Source organism: Aliirhizobium wenxiniae, assembly GCF_014201355.1.
GTDB lineage: Bacteria > Pseudomonadota > Alphaproteobacteria > Rhizobiales > Rhizobiaceae > Neorhizobium > Neorhizobium wenxiniae.
Window position 1 is genome coordinate 879,152 of the sequence record NZ_JACHEG010000002.1, and the last position, 18,469, is coordinate 897,620.

Below are 18,469 nucleotides of genomic sequence, written 5' to 3' on the forward strand. Positions count from 1 at the left end.
GTATCACGCGGCTAGTGTGGCCGAAGCAATCGGCCACACGCCGTTCATGCGTCCCAAACACACCTCAATTCATTTGGGTCGAACTCAAGGCCATCAGTTCCGCAGCGTTCCTGATCCCGGTGGAGCGCATCATTCTCGCGCGGTACCGCCGCGATAGGTTCAGCTCCTCGGCGATCTCGCCGCTCGTCTTGCCCTGCGCCATCATCGTCAATATCTGCCGCTGCCGGCCGGTCAGCGGATTTTCCGCGTCTGCCAGTGGCCGGTGCAGTGCATCGAAACAGTAGAGCGCCTCGGCAAAAGGGCGCAAGAGGAACATCTTAGGCTGCTGCCAGTATTGTCTCCGTGCTGGCATTTGTCTGCCGGTGTTCCTCGTCGTTAGCACAGCAGCCATAAAGCCATCTCGCCCCGGATCAGACTCGCCAATATGTCCTTTCGGAACCAGACTTTTTCGGATTGCAGCATAACGCCACTACACTGCAGTGCCGAGCCCTCGTCACTGAAATGGCGGGATGGCTACTATGGAGGCGCAAAACTGCCGTGAGCCTTTGGCCGCCTCACCGCAAACATGAGGCCCGAAAGCGGAAATTATTGCCGTTAGACCGTCCAGTTGACTGATGCCCAAAGCCAGGGCTCAAAGATGGCATCCACGGTCGCTCGCGATTGGAAAACAGAGGGGCTTCAAGAATTTTCTTACAAGTCATTGAAATTATGTGGCAATTAAAGATCCCCAGCCAATATTCTCTTCGCCCATCATAAAGTTATACCGCGATCCGACGGTAGTTCGCGACCTGCCTTGTGTCATCTGTGCAGCTTTCACTCCCCGCAAATGAAAAAGCGGACGCAATGGGTGCGTCCGCTTCGTGATTCGTGAATTGCCGCGGGCCGCCGGTCGAGGCGGCCCGCCGGAGCATCAGGCGTGGGCGCCTTCGTGGTGGTCGAGCGCTTCGATATGCTTGGTGCCGGCATAGACCGTTTCATCGAGTATGCCTTCCCGCTTCGCAACGATGGTGGGGACAAGCGCCTGGCCGGCGACATTGACCGCGGTGCGGCCCATGTCGAGGATCGGGTCGATCGCCAGCAGTAGACCGACGCCTTCAAGCGGCAGGCCGAGCGTCGACAGCGTCAGCGTCAGCATGACGACGGCACCGGTCAGGCCGGCGGTGGCCGCCGAACCGAGGACCGACACGAAGACGATCAGTACATATTCCTGAATGCCGAGCGGGACCTGGTAGAACTGGGCGATGAAGATCGCCGAGATGGCCGGGTAGATGGCGGCGCAACCGTCCATTTTGGTCGTTGCGCCAAGCGGCACGGAAAAGGCTGCATATTCGCGCGGGACGCCGAGGCTCTTTTCGGTGACGGTTTCTGTGACGGGCAGCGTTCCGATCGACGAGCGGGAAACGAATGCCAGCTGGATCGCCGGCCATGCGCCCGCGAAGAAACGCACCGGGTTGAGGCCATGGGCCGCAAGCAGAACCGGGTAGACGACAAAAAGCACCAGCGCCAGGCCGATATAGACGGCAACGGCATACCAGCCGAGCTGCGACAGCGTCGTCCAGCCATATTGATCGACGGCGCGGCCAAGCAGGCCGATCGTGCCGATCGGCGTCAGGCGGATGACCCACCAGAGGATCTTTCGCACGATGGCGAGAAGCGACTGGTTGAAGGCGAGGAACGGTTCGGCCGCCTTGCCGGCCTTCAGCGCCGCGACGCCGAAGGCGATGGAGACGACGAGAAGCTGCAGGACATTGAAATTCAGCGAGGTCGAGGCGGCGCCATTGTTAAGCTTCGTCGAGGCCTCAAGGCCCAGCACGTTGACCGGCACCAGACCTTTCAGGAAATCGAGCCACGAGCCGGTGGAGGATGGCGCCTTGGCTGCGGTCTCGGCGACGGTGGTGTTGAGGCCCGGCTGAATGATGAGGCCCAGCGCGATGCCGATGACAACCGCAATCAGCGCGGTGATGGCAAACCACAGAAGCGTCTGCCAGACCAGTTTCGCCGCATTGTTGAGGTTCTTGAGGTTCGCGATCGAGGCAACGATGGCGGTGAAGATCAGAGGCGGAACGAGCGCGCGCAGGAGCTGGACGAAAAGCGTGCCGATCGTCTGCAGCGTTACGGACAGTCCGTTCTGGTTACCGGCGGCATCAGGACCGATATTGCGCGCCAGGAGGCCGAGAAGAAGGCCGATCACCATCGCGATCAGGACCTGAAAACCGAAGCTGCGATAGATGGGTTTTGGGCTCGAAGGAGCCGGGGAAGAGGTTGCCTGGGGCATGTTATTGAACTTTCAAATGCAAAAAGGCCGGGATGCAGTGGCAATTGCGCACATCCCGCTCAGACGGCCTAAAATACTCCAAGGGGCGCTCAAGTTAAGAAATCGCCCGCCTATAGGCTCATAGGGAAAAGAGTTTATTTTTCCAAGCTTTGGCAGCAGGCGGGATTTCTGCACCAAAGCCCGCGCAGGGATCGGGTCGATACTTCAGCGGGTTATCGGGCGGATACTCGCCTGAAGACGCAGATCACCAAGCTCCGCATCGCTCAACGCCCGGACTGCGCCCTTTTCCAAATCGCCGAGAACGAGAGTGCCGATCGCCACGCGGATGAGGCGCAGCGTGGTGATGTTTAGGACTTCGAGCATGCGGCGGATGTGGCGGTTCTTGCCTTCGTCCAGCTCGATTTCCAGCCAGGAATTCTTTTCCCCTTCGCGTAGTTTTATCGCGCGGCGTGCCTTCAAGGTTTCGCCGTCCTGCTCGATGCCTCTTGTCATGGATTTCAGCATCGCGTCGTCCACCAGCGTGTCGATCTGGACGTGATAGGTTTTCGGCACATGCGTTTCGGGGTCAAGCAGCGCATTGGCGAATTGCGTGTCGTTGGTGAAAAGCAGCAGGCCTTCGCTTGCCTTGTCGAGCCGGCCGACGGGCGACAGATGGGTGTGGTCGAAGTCCTTGAGGCAATCGAAAACGGTGGGGCGGCCTTGCGGGTCGTGGCGGGTGGTGACGAGGCCGCGGGGTTTGTTGAGCATGAGATAGACGGGCGCTTCGGCGGCAACCGGCTTTCCATCGACAGCGAGCTTTGCGGTGTCGAGGTCGATCCAGGCTTCGATGTCGGTGACCGTGCGGCCATCGACGCTGACCTGGCCGGCGCGGATCAGCTCTTCGGCCTGGGTGCGTGAGCAGAAGCCGAGTTTCGACAGGGCACGGGGAAGCGTGACGCGCTTGCCGGAGGATGACGGGGCGGGTTTGCGAGCGGGCGCCGCCGTCGGTCGGCGGTTCTGGGTTGGCTTGGGGCGTCGGGGCTTTTCGTTCATTTCATATTGTTCCTGCCGACACGATTGGTATGCCGCTGATCTATGAGTTTCTGGCGCCCCCCTCTGGCCTGCCGGCCATCTCCCCCACGAGGGGGGAGATTACAAGCGGCACCGACCCGCTCTATTTCTAATCTCGGCTGAATTAAGCCATTCCCCTTGTCAGGAGGGGCAGGACCGATCTTGTCCAGCCTTCCCTGTTGACCCATCCGCCCTTGCCATTCTATGCCCGGCTTCGTCCAGTCCTATATGGTCCGGATGTGATCAAAACCCAGCTGCGACAAAGAGAGACGCCGGTGAGCCAGGACAATATTACGACAGACCTCGTGACGCTGCGCGATTACTGGCGTTATGCGATTTCCCGTTTCAATGCAGCGGAGCTGGGCTACGGGCATGGCACGACGACGGCGGGCGACGATGCGGCGTTTCTGCTGCTCGACAGTTTGAACCTGCCGATCGATGCGCTCGATCCGTTTCTCGATGCGCGGCTTCTGCCTTCCGAGCGCAAGCTGCTGGCCGAGCGGATCGAGACGCGGGTAACGACACGCAAGCCTTCGTCTTACATTACCGGCCATTCCTATATTCAGGGCGTGCGCTTCCATGTCGACGAGCGGGTGATCGTGCCGCGCTCGCATATCGGCGAGATCCTGTTTTCGGAATATCTGGGCGAGCAGGGTTCTGCCTATCTGCCCGATCCTTTCGCGGTGGAAAGCGCCGTCGATATCTGCACCGGTTCTGGCTGCCTTGCGGTGCTTGCGGCAAAGTTCTTCCCCAATGCGGCAATCGATGCCGTCGATCTTTCTGCCGATGCGCTGGAAGTGGCCAAGATCAACGTGGCCGAGCATGAGGTTCAAGAACAGGTGTCGCTCCATCAGGGTGATCTGTTTGCGCCGCTGAAGGGCAAGACCTATGACCTGATCATCACCAACCCGCCCTATGTGGACCATGCCTCGATGGCCGGTTTTCCGGCGGAGCATCAGGCGGAGCCTGCCATGGCGCATGATGGCGGCGAGGACGGGCTCGATCTGGTGCGCCAGATCCTGGACCAGGCCGGCGACTATCTGAACCCTGAAGGCGGGATGATCTGCGAGATCGGCTCGGGTCGCGAAATCCTCGAGGAGGAATATCCGCATCTGGAATTCCTCTGGCTGGAAACGGCGGAATCGCAGGATGCCGTATTCTTTATTTCGGCTGAGGCGCTGAAGGGCTAAGCACCCGCCAATTCTGCATTTTTCGTTTGCGCGAGTGTCACCGGGGCTGCATGTTCCGGTGATCGAATGAGCGTGGAGACGAAAGATCATGGCGGCTGCGGATGTCATCGTGCTTGGGGCTGGCATTGTCGGCATTTCGACGGCGCTTCAGCTTGCCCGTCGCGGCAAGGCGGTGGTTCTGGTCGACCGGGGCGAGCCGGGTCGTGAGACATCCTATGGCAATGCCGGGCTGATCCAGCGCGAGGGTGTTGTCCCTTACGGCTTTCCGCAGCAGTTCGGCCAGATCTTGCGCTATGCGCTGAACAACCGGATCGACTCGCATTTTCATTGGAGGGCGATGCCTTCCGTCTCATCCTTTCTGGCGAAATACTGGTGGCATTCGAACCTTTCCCGCCACCAGCTGATCGCCCGCGCCTATGCGCCTTTAATCGAGCATTCGATCTCCACTCATAACGAACTGATCGAGGAAGCGGGCGCGCAGGACCTGATCGCCAAGAACGGCTGGACGGAGATTTTTCGCACGCCGGCCAAACGGGATGGCGAGCTGCGCGAGGCCGAAAGGCTGGGACGGGAATACGGCGTAGCGTTCGAGGCGCTTTCGCCGAAGGATCTGGCAGTGCGGGAGCCGCATCTTTCAAAGGATTTCGCGGGTGCGTTGCGCTGGGAAGATCCGTGGTCGGTGAAGGACCCGCTGGCGCTGAGCCAGGCCTATGTGCGGCTGTTCGAAAAGCTCGGCGGCAAGGTGTTGAAGGGCGATGCGCGCAGTCTTTCGAGAACCACGAGCGGCTGGCGGGTCGTGGCGGGGGACGGCACGGTGGAAGCCAAGGACGTGGTCGTGGCGCTCGGGCCGTGGTCGGATGTGGTGACGAAGCCGCTCGGCTACAATTTCCTCGTCGGGGTGAAGCGCGGGTATCACATGCATTACGCGCCCAAGGGCAATGCGGTGCTCAACGGCTGGCTGCTGGATGCGGAGCGCGGTTATCTTCTGGCGCCGATGAACCAAGGGATCAGGCTGACTACCGGGGCGGAATTTGCTCGTCGGGATGCGCCGAAGACGCCGGTACAGTTGGCCCGCGCGGAAGCGGTGGCGCGTTCCATTCTTCCGCTTGGCGAAAGGCTGGACCAAGAGCCCTGGATGGGCGCCCGCCCCTGCACGCCGGACATGATGCCGGTGATGGGCAAGGCGCCGCGGCATGAGGGACTTTGGTTTGCCTTCGGCCATGCGCATCACGGGCTGACGCTCGGGCCCGTGACGGGTCAGGTGATTGCCGAGGCGATCCTAGGCGAAAAGACGCTGATCGACATTTCCGCCTATCGGCCGGAGCGGTTCAACGCCTGAAGGAGCGATCACAGGCGACGGGCTGGCTTTTGGCAAAAAGCCGGGTTAGGCTTCGTGGAACAATCAAAGGGAACGATGCCCGGATGATCGCCCCGATCCGCCGGGCTGACATGACAATGGCACGTTATCTCATCTACGACGCCAGATTTCTCGACCGTTAGCGCGCTTGATTACAGGCGTGAACGGGCATTTTTCGCCCCGGGTTCGATTGGATTTTCTGGTGTTTCATGAATGATGTTGCCGACGCAAAAAGCTTTTTTGATGCCAATCCCGATATCGAGGTTCTCGAAGCCTTCGTGATCGACGCGAATGGTGTTCCGCGCGGAAAGTGGATACCGCGCGAACGAGCGCTCGACGTGCTGGAAAAGGGCATGGCGATGCCGCGCTCGGTCTATGCGCTCGATGTCTGGGGCCGGGACGTGAATGCCGCCGGGCTGGCGCAGGGTACCGGCGATCCGGACGGTTTGTGTTTTCCCATTCCCGGCACGCTGTCACGCATCAGCTGGCTGAACAGGCCAACGGCTCAGGTTCTGCTCGGCATGCGCGATCCGGACGGCGAAGGATTTTATGGCGATCCGCGGCAGGTGCTGGCCAATGTGCTGAAAGGTTTTGCGAAAATCGGGCTGACGCCGGTGGTGGCGACGGAACTCGAATTCTACCTGATCGACCCGCTGCGTTCGGCGCTCGATCCTGTGCGGCCGCCGAATTCGCGCGAGGGGCGTTGGCATACGGGTCAGACGCAGGTGCTTTCGATTTCCGAGTTGCAGGATTTCGAAGACGTGTTCCATGGCATTGCCAGTGCGGCGCGAGCACAGGGCATACCGGCCGACATGGTGGTGCGCGAAAACGGTCCCGGCCAGTACGAGATCAATCTCAACCATGTGCCGGATGCGCTAATGGCCGCCGATTATGCGGTGCTTTTGAAGCGGATCGTCAAGGGCGTGGCGCGGGCGAACGATCTCGACGCGACCTTCATGGCCAAACCCTATGGCATGCAGGCGGGAAGCGGCATGCATGTTCATTTCTCGCTGATCGACCAGAGCGGGCGCAATGTCTATGCCGGCGAGGACGGGCCTTCGGAAATGCTGTTCCACTCGGTCGGCGGGCTTCTGGAGAATATGGCGGAAAGCATGGCGGTGTTTGCGCCGCATGCCAATTCCTACCGGCGGCTTCGGCCATCGGAACATGCGCCAACCTATGCGTCCTGGGGGTTCGATAACCGGTCTGCGGCGGTCAGGGTGATCACGGCGTCAAAGCCTGCAACGCGGATCGAGCATCGGGTGGCGGGGGCTGACGTGAACCCCTATCTGGCGCTGGCGATGATCCTCAATGCGGCACTTTCCGGCATCAAGGAGAAGCGCAATCCGGGCGGGGCGATTACCGGCGACGAGCATGCGATCAACCACGATCCCTTGCCGACCAACTGGGATTATGCGCTGCGGCAGTTTGCCCGATCCACTTTCGCCTATGCCACACTCGGCCCGAAATACCGGTCGCTCTATAGTGCCTGCAAGGCACAGGAACTGGCCGAGTTTTCGCTGCGCGTCACCGACGTGGAATATGACGCCTATATAAGGACGGTATGAGATGACGTTTCGAGACAGCGCCACCAATCCCGGCCATACCGGCTCCTGGTATGCGGCAAGCGCCAATGACAAGCGCGTGCGCCCTGCCCTTGCCGGCGATATCGAGACCGATATCTGCATCATCGGCGCCGGTTTCACCGGCATATCGGCGGCGCTGGAGCTTTCAGAGCGCGGTTTCTCGGTCGTGGTGCTGGAGGCGGAACGGATCGGTTTCGGCGCGTCCGGCCGCAATGGCGGGCAGATCGTCAACGGCTACAGTCGTGATCTGGAAACGATTGCCGGGCGTTACGGCCGCGACAAGGCGATCGAGCTTGGCAAGATGTCGCTCGAAGGCGGCAATATCATCCGCGAGCGGGTCGAAAAATATGCGATCGACTGCGACCTCGAACATGGCGGGTTCTTTGCGGCCTTCACCGACAAGCAGATCCGCGAGATGGAGCATCACAAGGCCGACTGGGAACGCCATGGGCATCCGGGTCTGGAAATGGTGTCGAAGGCGGACGTGGGCAAATATGTGAAGACCGATCGGTATGCCGGCGGAATGATCGACAAGCTCGGCGGGCATATCCATCCGCTGAACCTCGTGCTCGGCGAGGCACGCGCTGCGGAAAACCTCGGTGCGAAGATTTTCGAGGGCTCGCGGGTGATTGCGGTCGACACCGACAAGGCTCGGCCCGTCGTCAGTACAGGCGCCGGTTCGGTGACGGCCTCCTATGTGCTGATCTGCGGCAATGCCTATCTGGCACCGCTTTTCCCAAAGGTGCATGGCCGGATGATGCCGGTATCGAGCCAGGTGATGGTGACAGAACCGCTTGAGGCTTCGCTGATCGAGAGCTTGCTGCCGGCGAATTACTGCGTCGAGGATGCCAATTATATTCTCGACTATTATCGCCGCACCTCAGACAACCGGCTGCTTTATGGCGGTGGCATCGGTTACGGCGGCAATGATCCGAAGAACCTGACCGGCGTGATCCGTCCTAACATGCTGAAAACGTTTCCGCAGCTGAAGGACACGAAGATCGATTATGCGTGGAGCGGCAATTTCGCGCTGACTCTGACCCGCATCCCGCATATGGGCAAGCTGAGCGACCAGGTCTATTTCTCCCACGGCGACAGCGGCCATGGGGTAACGACGACGCATCTCTTGGGAAAGATCCTCGGCGAGGCGGTGGCCGGCCATGCCGAGCGGTTCGACGTCTGGGCATCGCTGCCCAACCTGCCCTTCCCCGGCGGGCGGATGTTCCGCGTGCCGCTTACCGCGCTTGGCGCGTGGTATTACGGCATCAGGGACAAGTTGGGCGTCTGACGACGCCCGAAACTTACGCGATTGCCGGGAAATGTCCCTTGAGGAAATAGGTCGCGTGGGTGCGCACGATCGACTTGAACTGGCCGGAGATCTGGGCCGCTTCAGCAGGCACCATCAGGGCCAGACGCAGGGTGGCGCCGGCCATGTGGAACATGACGAACAGGGTCTGCGCATAACTTTCGCGCAGCGGTTCGGCGACGAAATGCTTGGTCAGCTGGAAGAAGCCATCCGCCTGGGCGCGCGTCTCGGCGATATCAAGGTCGGCAAGCGCCTTGTCCGCCTGGATTGCGTTGAGCAGGTCCTGCGTCGAGGGTTCCTGCCGCATGCGCTCGTAATACATGTCGAACAAATCATCGGTGGCGCGCAAGGCGTCGTCGGCGGTTTCAATATGCGAAACATGGCCGGCAATCAGTTCGCGAACCTCTTCGACATAAAGCTCATAGAGCATGGCGATGATGGCCGACTTGTTGGGGAAATACTGGTAAACCGAAGCGATGGGACCGCCAGAAAGCGCTGCAATCTCCTTCATGGTGACCGCATCAATACCCTTCTGCCCGATCAGTTCCTTCGCGACTTTCAGGATCTCGCCGATACGCTCACGACTTCTTTCCTGTTTCGGCACCCGGCGAAGCGCGGCACGACCCGCGCCCTGGCTAGACTCCTGCATGCGATCTCTTTTCCCACCAACACTCATTGACCAAACGATGTCGGCGAAACCGACAACGCTAATTGAGTGTTATACGTAATAGGGTGAGGTTCAGATCACCGGGCCAAGCAAAAAATCTAAATAAAAGATTAATTCGTCAAGAAATGCCGATCCCGGCGAGCTATCGCTCAACTATCTTCTCGCCATAGCTTTTCCAGCCTGCCGATCGCATCCTCCACGATCTGCGGAACCGAGGCGTCGATATCGACGGTCACCACATTAACCTCATCCTCCGGGCTTTCAAGCGTTGCAAGCTGACTCTGCAGCAAGGAGGTCGGCATGAAGTGGCCCTTGCGAGCGCCCATGCGGGAGGCCAAAAGCTCCGGCGAGCCCTTGAGGAACACGAAGTAGAGCGGATCACCGCCAGCAGATCGAAGTCTTTCGCGGTAAATCTTCTTCAAAGACGAGCATGTCACGACAATATCTTCCCCGGCAGAGCGGGCGGTCTTGAGTTCGTTGCCGATGATATCCAGCCACGGCCAGCGATCTTCGTCCGTCAGCGGCGTGCCTTCCGCCATCTTCTTGACGTTCGCCTCCGGATGCAGCCTATCTCCTTCGACGAACTTGCAGCCGAGACGGTTTGCCAGAAGATCGGCAATCGACGTCTTGCCGGCGCCGCTAACCCCCATGACGATGATCGTCTTCGACATTCGTTCTTCTCCCTGCTTGTGTCTGCGCATCTGACGCGACGAATTTTATTTCAATCTTGCATCCCTGCCGATGACGAGCGGCATCAGCACGGACAGGAACATCAGCCTTAGCACATGATGGGCGCCGACATAGGTGGGATCGGCATGAAGCATGACGGCCATGGCGGCCATAGTTTCCAGCCCGCCGGGAGAAAACGCGATTAGCGCCGCATCAAGCGGCACATTGGCGAAATAGGAGACGATAACGGCAATGCTCCCCGCAAGCGCCATCACGACGACCGTGACGACCAAGCCCGAAACGATGGCAAGGCGCAGATCGGCGAAGGACAGGCCGGAAAAGCGCGAACCGATCAACGAGCCGAGCAATACATAGATCGGGATCAGCAGCCAGTTGGGAACGGCGCCCGAAACGGTGCCGGTGATATGGGTGGAGATGGAGACAAAAACGCCGCCAAGCAGAAGGGCCGCGGGAAACTTCCAACGCTGGAAAAGCAGGCCGAAACCGGCTGATGCAATCAGCATCACGACGAAGATCGGCATGCTCATCGCGTCGGGCAGAACGATCACGTCGGTGTCGGCCAAATCAAAGAATTCAACGATCAGCGGGACACTGATCGTCAGCGCAAGCACGCGCACGCTCTGGGAAATGCTGACGGCGCGAAGATCACAGCGCATTTCGGCGGCGAGGCTCAGAACATACCCCAGATGGCCGGGCGATGCGGCAAGAAGCGCTGTCGTGCGATCGTAACGGAACAGGCGCTGAAGCACCCAGGCCGCCGAAAAAAGCAGGATAATGATCGCCACGAAGACCATGACAAAGCTGAGCGGCCAGGTGCGTGCCGCAACAAAAATCTCCGGCGTAACTGTCGAGCCCATCGATATGCCGATGATCACGAAGCAGGCGTTCCGGACGATAAGCGGGACGCCCAGACGAAGTCCGGTTAGACCAGCAAAGGTGACAGCAAGCGCCGGTCCGATGAGATAGGGGGCAGGAAAGCCTATTGCGATAGCTATAAGTGCGCCGGCAGTTCCGATCAGCAACGTTATAAAAAATTGGCGCAGTTCGGGAAAATTCATACAGACCGGCCCTGATACCTGTCGATGCAACAGGCTGCCGACACGGCAGACTGCCGGCATGGCAAGACATAATTCGTTCTAGCCACTGCGGCAGGAAGGTCAACCAAGTGCGGTCGCCAGAAACAAAAAACGCCGGAGCGACCGGCGTTTTTCGTCGAAAAAGCTTTGGTGAGATCAGGCCGCCGGAGCGACAACCTTCTTCATATCGACCGCATCGAGGCCGAGGAGGAAGTTGATCTGCGGACGTGCCTTGACCAGATCGTCGATCGTGTATTCGGCCAGAACATCAAAGAAGGCGTTCAATGCCTTGCGAAGCGCGGAGTTGAGACCGCAGCTATCGACCAGAGGACATTCGATCGCGCCGTCATCCTCGAAACATTCCGCCATCGCGAAACTGTCTTCGGTGACACGCACGACGTCGAAGAGAGTGATCTTGTCGGCTGCGCGACCAAGCTTCACGCCGCCATTGCGTCCACGAACCGTCTCGACCAGGCCAGCCTTGTTAAGCGGCTGCAGGATCTTGAACAGGAACAGTTCGGACACGCCATATGCCCTGGCAATCTCCGGAATGCGGCTGAGATGGCCGTGATTGGCTGCACAATACATCAGCATTCTTACAGCATAATTGGTCTGTTTGGTCAGGCGCATGATGGTCTCCGAAGACTCGAGAGAACTCTATATAGACGCTTCCCTAGTTTTGAACAATTCCAAAATAGGAAAATCGGGATCATGTTTTCAAGTGCACTAATTCACCGAATACACAAAAAAGCAAATCCTGAATGAAGCGATCAACATAAAGCAACCACTAGGTGCGGTTTTCCCGGTGGCGATCACCATCTGCTTACACCCGCGTCAGCGTGCAATCCTTGACAAAGGACATTCATACCATGGCTGTGACAAATAGGTTCAGCACCACCTTGATCGGGCGCCGGAAGTTTTCTTGCGAGGAAACTGTAGGCCTGCTGAGACCAGCTATCAGAAAAAACGCCCTGCGCCAGCGAACCATATGCCCACTCGCAGACTTCACGCCCTTTCACCGCATGCCTTTCGCGCCACATCATTAGCGGGCTTTGGCTGACATGTTTGAAATAGGCTGCTGGGACGGCTCAACCGATAGACATCGCGATAGCAATCGCTGCGGAAACGCCCAAGGTTATCGTGATTGCCAGGATGCTTAGGCCAATACGCGCCAAATACGTGCGACGGGCACGCTTTTCGTCCCATTCGTAAACCATTACACAACTCCCACTCCTACCCGCGTCAAATTAGGGCAACTGGCGACTACGTCAACCTTTCGTGAGGGGTAGTTGATTAAGCGAAAGCTGGATGGCGGATACGATCATACCCGCCATCGATGGTATCCAGATTATTTCATGACCGGCATGACGAATTCTGCGCCGTCCTTGATACCGGAGGGCCAACGGGCGGTGATCGTCTTGGTCTTGGTCCAGAACTTGATCGAATCCGTGCCGTGCTGGTTGAGGTCGCCGAAAGATGACGCCTTCCAGCCGCCGAAGGAATGGTAGGCGAGCGGAACCGGGATCGGCACGTTGATGCCGATCATGCCGATGTTGATGCGGGATGCGAAATCGCGGGCGGCATCGCCATCACGGGTATAGATCGCGACGCCATTGCCGTATTCGTGTTTCATCGGCAGCGACAGGGCCTCCTCGTAATTGGTCGCGCGGACGACGGAGAGCACGGGGCCGAAGATTTCCTGCTTGTAGATTTCCATGTCCGGCGTGACGTTGTCGAACAGCGAGCCGCCGACGAAATAGCCGTTCTCATATCCCTGCAGCTTGAAGCCGCGGCCATCGACGAGAAGCTTGGCCCCCTCTTCGACGCCCTTGTCGATCAGGCCGTTGATACGCTCCTGCGCCGCCTTGGTGACAACCGGCCCCAGGTCGGCCTTGTCATCGGTATAAGGGCCGATGCGCAGGCTTTCGATCTTCGGGATCAGCTTGTCGACCAGACGGTTGGCGGTTTCCTCGCCGACCGGGACGGCAACGGAAACGGCCATGCAGCGCTCGCCGGCAGAACCGTAACCTGCACCCATCAGCGCGTTGACCGCCTGATCGAGATCGGCATCCGGCATGATGATCATATGGTTCTTGGCGCCGCCGAAGCACTGGGCGCGCTTGCCGTTCTGAGCTGCCGTTCCATAGACATAACGGGCAATCGGTGTGGAGCCGACGAAGGATACGGCACCGATATCCGGATCAGTCAGGATCGCATCGACAGCCGCCTTGTCGCCGTTGATGACATTGAGGATGCCGGCAGGCAGGCCGGCCTCGATCATCAGTTCGGCGAGACGAAGCGGAACTGACGGATCACGCTCGGACGGTTTGAGGATGAAAGCGTTGCCGCAGGCGATTGCCGGCGCGAACATCCACATCGGGATCATGCCGGGGAAATTGAAGGGCGTGATGCCGGCGCCGATGCCGACCGGCTGGCGGATCGAATACATGTCGATTGCCGGGCCGGCGCCTTCGGTGAACTCGCCCTTGGAGAGATGCGGGATGCCGATGACGAATTCGCAGACTTCCAGGCCGCGGACGATATCGCCCTTCGAATCCTCGACCGTCTTGCCGTGTTCCTTTGACAGCATGACTGCAAGCTCATCCATATTCTGGTTGAGCAGATCGACGAACTTCATGAAAACGCGGGCGCGGCGCTGGGGGTTGGTGGCGGCCCATGCCGGCTGAGCCGCCTTGGCGTTTTCAACCGCGGCGCGGATTTCGGATACGCTTGCAAGCGCGACCTTGGCCTGCACTTCGCCGGTTGCCGGGTTAAAGACGTCGGCGGTGCGACCGCTGGTTCCAGCGACACGCTTGCCGCCAATGAAATGACCGATTTCCTGCATGGGTTTCCTCCTGGTTTTCTATAGCGGACAGAATGTCACTCGAATTTGCGCAATTCAACGCGATAGTTTACGCAACTGTTGTGCAAATTTCGACATTAGACGGTGACGCAAATGGACTGGGATGATGTCAGGATGTTTCTGGCGGTGGCACGGACCGGCCAGCTTCTCTCCGCCTCTCGGCGCCTCGGCATCAACCATGCCACGCTCGGGCGCAGGATGACAGCATTGGAGGATGCGCTGCAGACGCGGCTTCTCGTGCGCCGGACCAATGGCTGCACGCTGACGGCGGAAGGCGAAGTGCTGCTGGCGGCGGCGGAAAAGATGGAAACCGAAATGCTTTCGGCGCAGGCGCGGACCGCCAGTACCGACACGGTGATTGCCGGAACGGTGCGGATCGGCGCGCCGGACGGTTTCGGCGTCTCTTTTCTCGCATCGCGGATGAGCCGTCTCACCCGCCGGCATCCTGAACTGAAAATCCAGCTCGTGCCGGTGCCGCGGCATTTTTCGCTGTCGCAGCGCGAGGCGGATATTGCGATCACCATCGAGCAACCGGAACAGGGCCGGCTCGTCTCTTCCAGACTGACCGACTACACGCTCGGCCTTTATGCCTCGCGTACCTATCTCGATGCGGCAGGTGAACCGGAAACGGCAGAGGACCTAAGACGGCATGCGCGGGTGGGATATGTCGAGGATCTGATCTTTTCGCCGTCGCTGAATTTTACCGGCGAGATCATGCGCGACTGGGATGCGGGTTTCGAGATATCCAGTGCGATCGGCCAGACCGAGGCGGTCAAGGCGGGCGCGGGCATCGGCATCCTGCATGATTATGTGGCGCGGCAATATCCTGAGCTCGTCAGGGTGCTGCCGCAGGTCTCGCTCAAGCGATCCTATTGGACGACCTATCACGAAACATCGCGCGATCTTGCCCGGCTTCGGATCGTGGTCGACTACATCCGCGAACTTGTGGCTGCGGAAAGCCATATCTTCGTTGTCGAGCCGGCGTAGCAATTCTCAAAAAACGCGACAGATCGGCTGTTAGTCAGATTGATTGGATAGCGATGCGGTTGCCTTCACTGTCAGTGATCTCAGCGACAAAGCCGGTGTCATTGATCGGCGTCTTGGCAAACAGGATCACACTTCCCAGTGCAACAGCCCTGGACAGAACGTCATCAATGTCTTCGACACTAAGATAAACGACCGATCCATCTCGGCTCGGTACGTATATGTCGCCTTGCGCAAGCGCTCCGCTGGCGCCGTCTTTTCCTTCCTCGAAGGGGAAATAGGCCATCCGGCTGCCATGGATTGTCACGACATCGCCAAAAGCGACGCTGAAAACAGCAGTATAGAAGTGCATCGCTCGCTCAAGATCGCTAACCGGTATCTCAACATGAGCGATCAGGTTCATCGTGCACTCATTCAAATTGACTAGAGGTGCTGCCTATTCAGATGCAGCGCCAGATATCAGAAACGTTTTGTGATAAAATGAATAAGCCCGGCCTAAGCCGGGCTTTTTGGGTACCGCCTTAATCAGGCGACGAGAAGCGCTGACGGGGGCAATTTCAGCGCCACAGCAATACGTTTCAGCTTGGCCGGATCGGCATTCAGGCCTTCCTCGACGCCTACGATCTCCTCATGTACGAGGCCGGTGGTCAAAGAAAGGTCATCGATGCTGTAGCCGGCGGCAAGGCGCGCTTCGGCAACGGCTCTTGCTACTTGACCCGAAAGAACAGCGCCGCTCTGAGATGCCTTGATGTTGCTAATTGAGACTGTCATGGTTTCATCCTTCTTGAAAAAACCCGGCGTTTGCGACGGGTGAAGGGGGTCAAATGACCCATGGTGCGACACGCGGCCGCAGGACAAACATAGGCCATAATCCGCTTTGTGCAATAGGCAATTGTGCGCTGCACAACATCGAATGTGAAAAAACGGTGGCGCCTCCGTATCTTAGGTGGTCAAAATTCCGGCAGAACCAAAGCAAGCCCTGCGCGTTTATAAGGCAAACGAGGACAGGATCATGCCTTATTCAGCTTTCACAAAACCGGCGCATGGCGACGATCACGTCTATGGGATAGATGGTGGAACCGACGCGCAATTGCTGCAGACGGCGCACCGTCTGGTCGACATCTATCTGGTTTATCTGCGGGAGCATGAAACGGGCAGCGATCTATTCGACACACGCGAGCTGCCGGTATCCAAGGGCAGCCTCATCAACGCCTTCCGTGTGGTGATCGCCACAGAAAGCCGCTCTGGTGTGCGGGCTCTACTGGTGAAGGCCGGTATGACGCTGGCGCAGTTTCAGGAGAATATCGGCCCGCGCATGTCGTTCAAGCCTGCAAGCAGCAACGACAAGGCCCGCGACGGGCGCTGGCGGCCGGATCCGGGCCAGATCCGGCGCTTCGACCACGCACTGATGCGGCATGGGGAAGAGCGGACAAGGCTGGTGCGCATGTTCCGCCATGCCGCCGACATCGCCGAGCACAAGCCCATCCACGACGCCTGAATCGGATATCCATTCGAAGGCATTTCAGGGGCATTGCGTTGGGTCAATGAAATCAACCGCAGCCTGTATAGGCTCAAAGCCAACTCGGACTGCAAGGATTTCCACTCCCGGAATTTGGTCTCCCGGAAAGCATATATCCAGTTTGCCGCCGAGGGTTGAGGTGAAGTCTGAATTCCGTGAACCCTGCGCGACGATATCAACGATATCCGGGCGCAGCCAAAGGACGGTTCGATCACGAGCCGGACGGTGCCGGATTCGCCATCTCCGCCTGAACGGTGGGCTGGGACGACGCGACGGAGGCCGCGTCGTCCCACGAAGGACCCGGCCCAACATTCATGGGCCGGGTCTTCCTATTTGAGCTACCAGGATTTCAGTGCACGAAGCGTAGGCGTCTTCTTGAAGATATGCTCGTCCATGCGGGCAAGAAGCGTGTCGAGCAGCGTGACGGCTTCGGCAACCGCCGGCCCCTTGTTCAGCATGACGCATTCGGCACGGGCAGCCATGGCGGCATCGGTCATCTCTCCACGCGATGGCAAACCGTCCTTGACCAAATCCTCCAGAACCTGTGTCGCCCAGACGGTGGGGACGGATGCCGCTTCGCAGAGCCAGAGGATTTCTTCCTGCATTTCGGCAACCCGCTCGAAACCGATCTCGGCTGCAAGATCGCCGCGGGCGATCATGACGCCGAAGGGGCGACCGAGTGTGTGGGCGCGGGCAATCAAGGCCGGCAGGTTGCGGACCGCTTCCGGCTGCTCGATCTTGGCAACGAGGCCAAGCTTTTCGACACGCGGCGGATGGGCGCCGAGCGCCTTCTCCAACAGATCCAGATCCTCCGGCCGGCTGACGAAGGAATAACCGAGCATGTCGGCATTGCCGATGACGGCAGCAAGATCACCTTCATCCTTGGCGGTCAGGGGCGACAGGCCGAGTGCCGTATCCGGCAGGTTCAATCCTTTTTCCGGTTTCAGCTTGACGCCACCAGCCTTCACATGGGTCACCCTCAGAAGCGCTTCGCCTTTCGAAACGCTTTCGACGACGGCTTCCAGCTTGCCGTCATTATAACGTAGCTTATGCCCCGGCTCGACCCGTTCGACGATCTCCGGCAGTGAAACCGCCGCGCAGAAACGCACGTCTTCCGTCTGATAAGGTTCGCGTGAAGCGACAAGGCGGAAAAGATCGCCTGTCGTGAGTTTCGCGCCCTTGTCGGCCACAACGGCTTCCGTCCTGATCTTGGGCCCGGCGATATCCATCAGCACAGTGATCCGGCGTTCGATCTTTTCGCCGGCGGCACGCACATGCCGCGCCATTGCCTCCCATGTGTCGGGACCATCATGAGCGCAGTTGATGCGAGCGACATCCATGCCGCGCCGGGCGAGATCAAGGATGAAATCGGGATCGGTCGCCGCCTCTCCCGGCAGCGTGACCATGATGCGGCCGCGGCGATGCGGGCGTCCGCTGCCCAGCAACCGCTGCGTCATCGCGCTGAGCTCCGCCTCGCCGGCAAAAAACTGCGCTTCTGACGGCAGGGCATAGGGAGAGGTCATTCCCTGCATGGCAGACAGGGCTGAGAGCACGGCATCCAGCGTCGGCAGAACCCGGCTTTCCAGCCGGCCGAGTGAGGAGAGGCCGTAACACATCAGCCTGCGCTGCAGCGGCCGAATGTCGTGCCTGCGCAGGCAGAGATAATGGCAAAGGTTTTCAAGGCGATCCGCTTCGACACCCCCGGGGATAAGGCTTTCCAACAATGATCGCCCTTCGTCAGCGACCCGGTCACGCAATGCCCGAACCTCGGAGAAAAGCGCACCAAGCTCGATCGTGCGTTCATCCGCATCGATGGCGGCGATGCTATTCGTGTCATGCATGTTTCGTCTCCTCCCATGACGACAATCCGGCCAGGACAGAAGTCTGGCCTTTCAACATCACCCTG

17 protein-coding genes are annotated in these 18,469 nt (G+C 59.2%); 6 read left to right on the top strand and 11 right to left on the bottom strand.

All coding sequences use genetic code 11. The features are described from left to right. Positions 1-64: 64 nt before the first annotated feature. From HNQ72_RS12250 to HNQ72_RS12260, 3 genes are all read right to left on the bottom strand, one after another. Complete coding sequence (locus tag HNQ72_RS12250) at positions 65-316, bottom strand: helix-turn-helix domain-containing protein (protein WP_210319569.1); 252 nt, start codon at positions 314-316, stop codon at positions 65-67. A 594-nt stretch (positions 317-910) separates the two neighbouring features. After that, positions 911-2,275: a dicarboxylate/amino acid:cation symporter gene (locus HNQ72_RS12255; protein WP_183992512.1), complete on the bottom strand. Its 1,365-nt coding sequence runs from the start codon at positions 2,273-2,275 to the stop codon at positions 911-913. A gap of 204 nt (positions 2,276-2,479) precedes the next feature. Continuing rightward, positions 2,480-3,307, bottom strand: coding sequence for a pseudouridine synthase (locus HNQ72_RS12260; RefSeq protein ID WP_183992513.1), 828 nt, complete (start codon positions 3,305-3,307; stop codon positions 2,480-2,482). 293 nt (positions 3,308-3,600) lie between these two features. On the opposite strand from HNQ72_RS12260, the gene prmB reads away from it, so the two are divergent. The 4 genes from prmB to HNQ72_RS12280 all read left to right on the top strand — a co-directional run bounded on the left by prmB (position 3,601) and on the right by HNQ72_RS12280 (position 8,746). Further along, positions 3,601-4,515: a 50S ribosomal protein L3 N(5)-glutamine methyltransferase gene (prmB, locus tag HNQ72_RS12265; RefSeq protein ID WP_183992514.1), complete on the top strand. Its 915-nt coding sequence runs from the start codon at positions 3,601-3,603 to the stop codon at positions 4,513-4,515. A gap of 88 nt (positions 4,516-4,603) precedes the next feature. Beyond that, on the top strand, positions 4,604-5,854 hold the full coding sequence (locus tag HNQ72_RS12270) for an NAD(P)/FAD-dependent oxidoreductase (RefSeq protein ID WP_183992515.1): 1,251 nt from the start codon (positions 4,604-4,606) through the stop codon (positions 5,852-5,854). Between the two features lie 227 nt (positions 5,855-6,081). Next, positions 6,082-7,440, top strand: a complete 1,359-nt coding sequence (locus HNQ72_RS12275) for a glutamine synthetase family protein (RefSeq protein WP_183992516.1) — start codon at positions 6,082-6,084, stop codon at positions 7,438-7,440. Between the two features lies 1 nt (position 7,441). Further along, positions 7,442-8,746, top strand: coding sequence for an NAD(P)/FAD-dependent oxidoreductase (locus tag HNQ72_RS12280; protein WP_183992517.1), 1,305 nt, complete (start codon positions 7,442-7,444; stop codon positions 8,744-8,746). A 13-nt stretch (positions 8,747-8,759) separates the two neighbouring features. Here the strand turns inward: HNQ72_RS12280 and HNQ72_RS12285 are convergent, their stop codons facing one another. The 5 genes from HNQ72_RS12285 to HNQ72_RS12305 form a co-directional block, all read right to left on the bottom strand. Next, on the bottom strand, positions 8,760-9,413 hold the full coding sequence (locus HNQ72_RS12285) for a TetR/AcrR family transcriptional regulator (protein ID WP_183992518.1): 654 nt from the start codon (positions 9,411-9,413) through the stop codon (positions 8,760-8,762). 167 nt (positions 9,414-9,580) lie between these two features. Further along, entirely contained in the window at positions 9,581-10,102 is a 522-nt protein-coding gene (locus tag HNQ72_RS12290; protein WP_183992519.1) for a gluconokinase, read from the bottom strand. 45 nt (positions 10,103-10,147) lie between these two features. Next, the gene (locus tag HNQ72_RS12295; protein ID WP_183992520.1) at positions 10,148-11,179 is read right to left on the bottom strand and encodes an AbrB family transcriptional regulator; all 1,032 of its coding nucleotides are present in this window, start codon (positions 11,177-11,179) and stop codon (positions 10,148-10,150) included. A gap of 174 nt (positions 11,180-11,353) precedes the next feature. After that, complete coding sequence (gene rirA, locus HNQ72_RS12300) at positions 11,354-11,827, bottom strand: iron-responsive transcriptional regulator RirA (protein WP_183823217.1); 474 nt, start codon at positions 11,825-11,827, stop codon at positions 11,354-11,356. A 718-nt stretch (positions 11,828-12,545) separates the two neighbouring features. Continuing rightward, positions 12,546-14,042: a CoA-acylating methylmalonate-semialdehyde dehydrogenase gene (locus HNQ72_RS12305; protein WP_183992521.1), complete on the bottom strand. Its 1,497-nt coding sequence runs from the start codon at positions 14,040-14,042 to the stop codon at positions 12,546-12,548. A gap of 111 nt (positions 14,043-14,153) precedes the next feature. On the opposite strand from HNQ72_RS12305, the gene HNQ72_RS12310 reads away from it, so the two are divergent. Next, the gene (locus HNQ72_RS12310) at positions 14,154-15,047 is read left to right on the top strand and encodes a LysR family transcriptional regulator (protein WP_183992522.1); all 894 of its coding nucleotides are present in this window, start codon (positions 14,154-14,156) and stop codon (positions 15,045-15,047) included. A 34-nt stretch (positions 15,048-15,081) separates the two neighbouring features. Here the strand turns inward: HNQ72_RS12310 and HNQ72_RS12315 are convergent, their stop codons facing one another. Both HNQ72_RS12315 and HNQ72_RS12320 read right to left on the bottom strand, forming a co-directional pair. Continuing rightward, the gene (locus HNQ72_RS12315) at positions 15,082-15,447 is read right to left on the bottom strand and encodes a VOC family protein (RefSeq protein ID WP_183992523.1); all 366 of its coding nucleotides are present in this window, start codon (positions 15,445-15,447) and stop codon (positions 15,082-15,084) included. A gap of 122 nt (positions 15,448-15,569) precedes the next feature. Continuing rightward, complete coding sequence (locus tag HNQ72_RS12320; RefSeq protein WP_148148101.1) at positions 15,570-15,815, bottom strand: helix-turn-helix domain-containing protein; 246 nt, start codon at positions 15,813-15,815, stop codon at positions 15,570-15,572. A 241-nt stretch (positions 15,816-16,056) separates the two neighbouring features. On the opposite strand from HNQ72_RS12320, the gene HNQ72_RS12325 reads away from it, so the two are divergent. Continuing rightward, the gene (locus tag HNQ72_RS12325; protein WP_183823225.1) at positions 16,057-16,542 is read left to right on the top strand and encodes a hypothetical protein; all 486 of its coding nucleotides are present in this window, start codon (positions 16,057-16,059) and stop codon (positions 16,540-16,542) included. Positions 16,543-16,901: 359 nt separating this feature from the next. Here the strand turns inward: HNQ72_RS12325 and HNQ72_RS12330 are convergent, their stop codons facing one another. Then, positions 16,902-18,404, bottom strand: coding sequence for a pyruvate kinase (locus tag HNQ72_RS12330; RefSeq protein ID WP_183992524.1), 1,503 nt, complete (start codon positions 18,402-18,404; stop codon positions 16,902-16,904). Between the last annotated feature and the right edge of the window lie 65 nt (positions 18,405-18,469).

Bases quoted from the DNA above. Each gene is read 5' to 3' on its own strand.
- HNQ72_RS12250 (WP_210319569.1), bottom strand. From the start codon at position 316: ATGTTCCTCTTGCGCCCTTTTGCCGAGGCGCTCTACTGTTTCGATGCA.
- HNQ72_RS12255 (WP_183992512.1), bottom strand. From the start codon at position 2,275: ATGCCCCAGGCAACCTCTTCCCCGGCTCCTTCGAGCCCAAAACCCATC.
- HNQ72_RS12310 (WP_183992522.1), top strand. From the start codon at position 14,154: ATGGACTGGGATGATGTCAGGATGTTTCTGGCGGTGGCACGGACCGGC.
- HNQ72_RS12295 (WP_183992520.1), bottom strand. From the start codon at position 11,179: ATGAATTTTCCCGAACTGCGCCAATTTTTTATAACGTTGCTGATCGGA.
- HNQ72_RS12315 (WP_183992523.1), bottom strand. From the start codon at position 15,447: ATGAACCTGATCGCTCATGTTGAGATACCGGTTAGCGATCTTGAGCGA.
- HNQ72_RS12275 (WP_183992516.1), top strand. From the start codon at position 6,082: ATGAATGATGTTGCCGACGCAAAAAGCTTTTTTGATGCCAATCCCGAT.
- HNQ72_RS12325 (WP_183823225.1), top strand. From the start codon at position 16,057: ATGCCTTATTCAGCTTTCACAAAACCGGCGCATGGCGACGATCACGTC.
- HNQ72_RS12320 (WP_148148101.1), bottom strand. From the start codon at position 15,815: ATGACAGTCTCAATTAGCAACATCAAGGCATCTCAGAGCGGCGCTGTT.
- HNQ72_RS12330 (WP_183992524.1), bottom strand. From the start codon at position 18,404: ATGCATGACACGAATAGCATCGCCGCCATCGATGCGGATGAACGCACG.
- HNQ72_RS12285 (WP_183992518.1), bottom strand. From the start codon at position 9,413: ATGCAGGAGTCTAGCCAGGGCGCGGGTCGTGCCGCGCTTCGCCGGGTG.
- rirA (WP_183823217.1), bottom strand. From the start codon at position 11,827: ATGCGCCTGACCAAACAGACCAATTATGCTGTAAGAATGCTGATGTAT.
- HNQ72_RS12290 (WP_183992519.1), bottom strand. From the start codon at position 10,102: ATGTCGAAGACGATCATCGTCATGGGGGTTAGCGGCGCCGGCAAGACG.
- HNQ72_RS12260 (WP_183992513.1), bottom strand. From the start codon at position 3,307: ATGAACGAAAAGCCCCGACGCCCCAAGCCAACCCAGAACCGCCGACCG.
- HNQ72_RS12280 (WP_183992517.1), top strand. From the start codon at position 7,442: ATGACGTTTCGAGACAGCGCCACCAATCCCGGCCATACCGGCTCCTGG.
- HNQ72_RS12270 (WP_183992515.1), top strand. From the start codon at position 4,604: ATGGCGGCTGCGGATGTCATCGTGCTTGGGGCTGGCATTGTCGGCATT.
- HNQ72_RS12305 (WP_183992521.1), bottom strand. From the start codon at position 14,042: ATGCAGGAAATCGGTCATTTCATTGGCGGCAAGCGTGTCGCTGGAACC.